Origin of the sequence: Belnapia arida (assembly GCF_016773205.1) — a bacterium.
GTDB lineage: Bacteria > Pseudomonadota > Alphaproteobacteria > Acetobacterales > Acetobacteraceae > Belnapia > Belnapia arida.
On sequence record NZ_JAETWB010000204.1, the window covers coordinates 1 to 328 of the forward strand.

Sequence of the window (328 nt, forward strand, 5' to 3'; positions counted from 1 at the left end):
CAGCGCACCCAGACCGTCAACGCGCTGCGCTCCCATCTTGCCGAGTACGGCATCGTGGCGGCGCAGGGGCGCAAGGTCGCGGAGCTGATCGCGGTAGTCCGCGACGGCGACGATGCCCGGCTGCCCCACTTGGCACGCGAGGCGCTGGGCGATCTGGTGGCACAGATCGAGGCCCTGGAAGAGCGCATTAAGCGGCTCGACAGCCGCATGGTCCGCCATGCGCGTGAGGACGAGACGGCACGGCGGCTGACCAGCATCCCCGGCATCGGGGCGATCGGCGCGACAGCCCTGGCCGCGATGGTGCCCAATCCGCACGGTTTCGCCTCGG

The 328-nt window shown here is 70.7% G+C and carries 1 pseudogene; it reads left to right on the forward strand.

The annotated features are described in order from the left end of the window. Positions 1-328 (forward strand): annotated as a pseudogene (locus JMJ56_RS33405) (IS110 family transposase); the annotation flags it as partial.